This window comes from Streptomyces hilarionis (assembly GCF_024539675.1).
GTDB lineage: Bacteria > Actinomycetota > Actinomycetes > Streptomycetales > Streptomycetaceae > Streptomyces > Streptomyces hilarionis.
Genome location: NZ_JAHHIT010000081.1, coordinates 40,410 through 46,409, shown reverse-complemented (window position 1 = coordinate 46,409; position 6,000 = coordinate 40,410). Strand labels below are relative to the sequence as shown.

The 6,000-nt window shown below is 73.1% G+C and carries 6 protein-coding genes; 4 read left to right on the top strand and 2 right to left on the bottom strand.

Annotated features, from left to right (window positions below; translation table 11 throughout):
* Nucleotides 1–28 precede the first annotated feature (28 nt).
* Nucleotides 29–1,525 carry an SCO1417 family PLP biosynthesis transcription factor gene (locus KMS84_RS20915; protein WP_256917875.1) on the bottom strand — a complete coding sequence of 499 codons (1,497 nt, stop codon included), beginning with the start codon at nt 1,523–1,525 and terminating at the stop codon, nt 29–31.
* A 99-nt stretch (nt 1,526–1,624) separates the two neighbouring features.
* On the opposite strand from KMS84_RS20915, the gene yczE reads away from it, so the two are divergent.
* The 4 genes from yczE to KMS84_RS20895 all read left to right on the top strand — a co-directional run bounded on the left by yczE (nt 1,625) and on the right by KMS84_RS20895 (nt 5,130).
* Nucleotides 1,625–2,311 (top strand): membrane protein YczE, encoded by a 687-nt coding sequence (yczE, locus tag KMS84_RS20910; protein WP_256917874.1) that lies wholly within the window; start codon nt 1,625–1,627, stop codon nt 2,309–2,311.
* The gene (locus tag KMS84_RS20905; RefSeq protein ID WP_256917873.1) at nt 2,308–3,075 is read left to right on the top strand and encodes a glycerophosphodiester phosphodiesterase family protein; all 768 of its coding nucleotides are present in this window, start codon (nt 2,308–2,310) and stop codon (nt 3,073–3,075) included. The genes yczE and KMS84_RS20905 overlap by 4 nt, the downstream gene beginning before the upstream one ends.
* A 48-nt stretch (nt 3,076–3,123) precedes the next feature.
* Entirely contained in the window at nt 3,124–4,476 is a 1,353-nt protein-coding gene (locus KMS84_RS20900; protein ID WP_256917872.1) for an MFS transporter, read from the top strand.
* A 279-nt stretch (nt 4,477–4,755) separates the two neighbouring features.
* Nucleotides 4,756–5,130, top strand: a complete 375-nt coding sequence (locus tag KMS84_RS20895; RefSeq protein ID WP_020128921.1) for an RNA polymerase-binding protein RbpA — start codon at nt 4,756–4,758, stop codon at nt 5,128–5,130.
* Between the two features lie 213 nt (nt 5,131–5,343).
* On the opposite strand, the gene fxsA is transcribed toward KMS84_RS20895, so the two are convergent.
* A complete protein-coding gene (fxsA, locus tag KMS84_RS20890) occupies nt 5,344–5,871 on the bottom strand; it encodes an FxsA family membrane protein (protein WP_256917871.1) in 528 nt (175 codons plus the stop codon).
* Between the last annotated feature and the right edge of the window lie 129 nt (nt 5,872–6,000).

The window sequence follows — 6,000 nt, the reverse complement described above, 5'->3', positions numbered from 1 at the left end:
CACGCCCCCCGCCTCACCGCCCCACGCCCTACGCCACGAACGTGCGAGGTCCTTCGCCGCCCGCGGTGCCGCCGCTCTCCACGATCCGGGCGGCGGCGGCCAGGCGCATGGCCGCCTCGTCCGCCAGGGCGCCGCCCACCGTGAACGGCAGGCGCACATACCCCTCGAAGGCGCCGTCGACTCCGAAGCGGGGGCCGGAGGGCACCCTCAGTCCGACCCGTTCCCCGGCCTCGGCGAGCCGGGAGCCGGACAGTCCGCCGGCCCGCACCCACAGGGTCAGTCCGCCCTCGGGAACGGCGAACTCCCACTCCGGCAGCTCCCGCCGCACGGCGGCGACCAGGTCGTCCCGGTTGCCGCGGGCCTGGCGACGTCGCAGCTCCACCGCCTGCTCCCAGCCCCCGGTGCTGAACAGCCAGTTCACCGCCAGCTGCTCCAGCACCGGGGTGCCCAGGTCGGCGTAGGCACGGGCCGCCACCAGGCTCCGGACCACGTCCGGGGCGGCCCGCACCCAGCCGATGCGCATCCCGGCCCAGAAGGCCTTGCTGGCCGAACCGACCGTGATCACGGTCGACCCGCCGGGGTCGAAGCCGCACACCGGCCGGGGCATCCGCACGTCGTCGAGCCACAGTTCGCTCATGGTCTCGTCGGCGACCAGCACCGTGCCGGCCGAGCGGGCCGCCTCCACCAGACTGCGGCGCTGGTCGTCGTCGGCGAGCGCGCCGGTCGGGTTGTGGAAGTCCGCGACGACGTAGGCGATGCGCGGCGCGGCGTCGCGCAGAACCTGACGCCAGCGGTCCATGTCCCAGCCGGCCAGCCCGTCGGCCATCGCGACCGGCACCAGCCGGGCGCCCGCCTCGCGCATGAGCTGAAGGATGTTGGCGTAGGACGGCGACTCGACGGCGATGCGCTCACCACGTCCGCCGAAGAGGTGACAGATGGCGTCGATGGCCCCCATCGCCCCGGTCGTGACCATGATCTGCTCGGGCATCGTCGGGATCCCGCGCGCGCTGTAGCGCTCGGCGATCATCGCGCGCAGCGCCGGCAGGCCGGCCGGGTAGTCGCCGTGGGTGTGGGCGTACGGGGGCAGCTCCTCCAGGGCGCCCTGCACGGCCCGGGTGAGCCAGGGCTCGGGCGCGGGCAGGGCCGCGCAGCCCAGGTCGATCATGGAACCCAGGGTCTCGGGAGGCAGCGGCTCCAGACCGCGCGCCGGGACGGGGTTGCCCGCCGGCACCGCCGTCCAGCTGCCCGCGCCGCGCCGGGACTCCAGGAAGCCCTCCGCGCGCAGCGCCTCGTAGGCGGCGGCGACGGTCGTCCGGCTCACGGAGAGGGAGAGAGCCAGTTCCCGTTCGGCGGGCAGACGGGCCGCGACGGGGACGCGCCCCTCGAGCACCAGCAGCCGGACGCCGTCGGCGAGCGCGCGGTAGGCGGGCGGACGGCGGGCACCGGCGCCCGCCGGGCGGTCCTGCTGGGACTTGAGGAGCCGGGCGAGCTGCGCGGCCCCCACCGCAGAGGTCCACTGCGCCATGATTACCAGTCCACCTTCCCCGAATTGGCCATGGATGACCGGTGCTTCCGAGCCACAGAGTGTCACGAGTCAGGCCACTGCCACCACCGGGGGGACCCCTTGTCCGAGCCGTCACCACAGGAACCGCCCTCGCGGGGGCCGAACGGCCGCGTCGTCCGCAGGCTGCTCCAGCTCTACGCCGGGCTCGCCCTCTACGGGGCCAGCTCCGCCCTGCTCGTGCGGGCGGGCCTGGGCCTGGAGCCGTGGAACGTGCTGCACCAGGGCCTCGCCGAGCTGACCGGGCTGTCGATCGGCGTCGTGTCGATCGGCGTGGGCGCGGCGGTGCTGCTGCTGTGGATCCCGCTGCGCCAGCGTCCGGGCCTCGGCACGGTCTCCAACGTGTTCGTGGTCGGGCTCGCCATGGACGGCACCCTCGCGGGCGTCCCGGAGGCTCGCACGCTGACCGCGCAGGCGTCCCTGCTGGTGGCCGGGCTCGTCCTCAACGGCGTGGCCACCGGCCTGTACATCGCGGCCGGCTTCGGCCCGGGCCCGCGGGACGGCCTGATGACCGGCCTGCACCGGCGCACCGGTCGTTCGGTCCGCCTGATGCGGACGTCGGTGGAGGTGGCCGTGGTGGCCACCGGGTTCGCGCTGGGCGGCACGATCGGCGTCGGCACCCTGCTGTACGCGGTGACGATCGGACCGCTCGCCCAGTTCTTCCTGCGGGTGTTCGCCCTCCCCGCGGCATCCGGCGGCAGCGCGGTCGTTGCCACCGGGACACCGCGGGGAGCGATACTGCGTCCGTGACCAGCCTCGTACGCCACCCCTACCTCGACCATCCGGGGCCCCTCCCCTTCGCGCACCGCGGTGGGGCCGCGGCCGGGCTGGAGAACACCGTGGCGCAGTTCCGGCGCGCGGTGGACGCGGGGTACCGCTACGTCGAGACGGACGTGCACGCCACGCGGGACGGCAAGCTCGTGGCGTTCCACGACCCGACGCTGGACCGGGTCACCGACGGCGCGGGCCGCATAGCCGACCTGTCGTGGTCGCAGGTGCGTCACGCGCGCGTGGCGGGCACGGAACCCGTGCCGCTGTTCGAGGAACTGCTGGAGACGTTCCCCGAGGTGCGGTGGAACGTCGACCTCAAGGCGGAGCCCGCGCTGCACCCTCTGCTCAACCTGATCGCGCGCACGCGCGCGTGGGACCGCGTCTGCGTCGGCTCGTTCTCGGAGGCGCGCGTCGCCCGCGCCCAGCGGCTGGCCGGGCCGCGCCTGGCGACCTCGTACGGCACCAGGGGCGTGCTGGACCTGCGGCTGCGGTCCTGGGGGCTGCCCGCGAGGCCGCGCCGCTCGGCGATCGCCGCGCAGGTGCCCGAGACCCAGTCGGGCATCCAGGTCGTCGACCGCCGCTTCCTGCGCACGGCGCACGCGCGCGGGGTGCAGGTCCACGTGTGGACGGTCAACGATCCGGATCGGATGCACCGGCTCCTGGACCTGGGCGTCGATGGCATCATGACCGATCACATCGACGCGTTGCGCAAGGTCATGGAGGACCGGGGCGTCTGGGTCTGACCCCGGCCCCCGCCCGCACGCGGTTCCGGCACCGGAGAGCGAGGGCGCGTGGGCATCGAGACCGTGCGGACGACGGCGTCCGACGACGAGGCCGCCGGGCGGCGGCGCGAGCAGCGCGGCTGGTACTTCTACGACTGGGCGTGCTCCGTCTACTCGACGAGCGTGCTCACCGTGTTCCTCGGCCCGTACCTGACCTCGGTCGCCAAGGCGGCGGCGGACTCCGACGGGTACGTGCATCCCCTGGGCGTCCCCGTCCGGGCGGGCTCCTTCTTCGCGTACTCGGTCTCCCTGTCGGTGATCGTGGCCGTGGTGGTGATGCCGCTGGTGGGCGCGGCCGCCGACCGCACCGGCCGCAAGAAGCCGCTGCTGGGCGCGGCCGCCTACGTGGGCGCCGCGGCCACGACCGCCATGTTCCTCCTGGGCGGCGACCGCTATCTGCTGGGCGGCGTGCTGCTGATCGTGGCCAACGCGGCCCAGTCGGTGGCGATGATGCTCTACAACTCCTACCTGCCGCAGATCGCCCCGCCCGAGGAACGCGACGCCGTCTCCTCCCGGGGCTGGGCCTTCGGCTACGCGGCGGGCTCCCTGGTCCTCGTCGTGAACCTGGTCCTCTATCTCGCCCACGACTCCTTCGGCGTCTCCGAGTCGACGGCGGTGCGCATCTGCCTGGCCTCGGCGGGACTGTGGTGGGGCGGTTTCACGCTGATCCCGCTGCTGCGCCTGCGCGACCGGCCGGCCGCCCTGCGGGAGGAGGCGACGGCTCCGGGGCTGCGGCAGCTCGCCGCGACGGTGCGCGACATGCGCCGCCATCCGCTGACCCTCTCCTTCCTTCTCGCCTACCTCGTCTACAACGACGGCATCCAGACGGTGATCTCGCAGGCCTCGGTCTACGGCTCCGAGGAGCTCGGCCTCGGACAGTCCACGCTGATCGGCGCGGTGCTGCTGGTGCAGGTGCTCGCCGTGGCGGGCGCGCTGGGCATGGGGCGGCTGGCCCGGACCTACGGGGCGAAGCGGACGATCCTCGGCTCGCTGGCCGCCTGGACGCTCACCCTGGGCGCGGGATACTTCCTGCCGGCCGGCGCGCCGGTGGGGTTCTTCCTGCTCGCGGCCGCCATCGGGCTGGTTCTGGGCGGCAGCCAGGCCCTCTCCCGCTCCCTGTTCTCGCACCTCGTCCCGCCGGGCAAGGAGGCCGAGTACTTCTCGGCGTACGAGATGAGCGACCGGGGCATGAGCTGGCTCGGCCCGCTGCTGTTCGGGGTCACCTACCAGCTCACCGGCAGCTACCGGGACGCGATCGTGTCGCTGGTGGCCTTCTTCGTGCTCGGATTCCTGCTGCTCGCCCGGGTACCCGTACGACGCGCGATCCGCGACGCGGGGAACCCGTTGCCCGAGAGGATTTAGCGCTCAAGGCCAAAGGGCGGTAGTGTACGCGTTTGGCCTGCCAGGCGTACCGTTACTGCGCGTCAAAGATGCCGAAACGCTGGGTGACATCTCCTTTCAGATGTGACAAACCGGGCGCCGGTGGGTACTGCACTGGTTGACAAGGCTGCGGCTACGACGGCGACGCACGACCCGGAACGGACTCGGATCGGGAATCTTTACCGCCGCCCGGACGTTGACCGGATGACGACGACAGCGACACACCTGTCCTGTGGGCGACAAGCCCGGGAGGCACGATTCATGAGTGAGCGAGCTCTTCGCGGCACGCGCCTCGTGGTGACCAGCTACGAGACGGACCGCGGTATCGACCTGGCCCCGCGCCAGGCCGTGGAGTACGCATGCGAGAAGGGGCATCGGTTCGAGATGCCCTTCTCGGTCGAGGCGGAGATTCCGCCGGAGTGGGAGTGCAAGGTCTGCGGAGCCCCTGCACTCCTGGTCGACGGCGACGGCCCTGAGGAAAAGAAGGCCAAGCCCGCGCGTACGCACTGGGACATGCTGATGGAGCGGCGGACCCGCGAGGAACTGGAAGAGGTCCTCGAGGAGCGCCTGGCCGTTCTGCGGTCCGGGGCGATGAACCTCGCGGTTCATCCCCGCGACAGCCGTAAAAGCGCGTAGCTCCTAGGAGCTGCGACCGACTTCACAGCGCACGACAACGACCGCGGGCGCCGTACGGGAAACACGTACGGCGCCCGCGGTCGTCGTGCTGCCCGCTTCACCCCAGCGGGCAGTCGGTCCGGCCCCCCGGACCCGGGAACGCGCAGGCCCTGGGCCCCGACGTCGGGACCCAGGGCCGCGGGACTCAGCCCCGTGGGGATCAGCCCGGTGAGGTCACTGCTCGTCCCTGATGACCTCGCCCTGGACCACCTTGCCGTCCGGGCGGTGGATGCGGGCCTGCTGGAACGCGTCGCCGAGGGTGCCCGGCGTGCTCGCGGCCTCCCGCAGCTTGCGCTCCCCGAAGCCGCTGACCGCCTTCTGGACGGGCGGGAGCAGCAGGAGCAGGCCGATCGCGTCGGAGGCCAGGCCCGGGATCATCAGCAGGAGACCGCCGAGCATCATGAGACCGTTGCCGCCCCTGCGCGGGGCCGAGCCGCGCTGAAGGGCCTCGTTCAGGTTCTGGAAGGCCCGCCGCCCCGCCCGCTTGATCACGACGGCTCCGAGGACGAACCCGGCGACGAGGATCAGCAGGACGGCCGGTCCGCTCGTCGCGCCCGCGACGACGGTCAGCAGCCAGATCTCCAGCACCAGCCACGCGGCGAGGCCCAGCGGCAGGAACGTCCGCAGGCGGGAGCGCCGGGGCTGGGGACGGCGAGGCTGGGCGTCGGTGGGGTATGCGCGGATCGGAGAGCCAGTCGTCATGCCTCCAGTGTGCCCGGACGCGGCTCAGAGCGGCGTAAGGGGACGGTCAGCCGTCGCCGTGCGGCCTGCCGTCGTCCCCGGAGGCGTCCTCGGTCCGCGCCCCGGCGGCGTCACGGGCCGCCTCCGGGC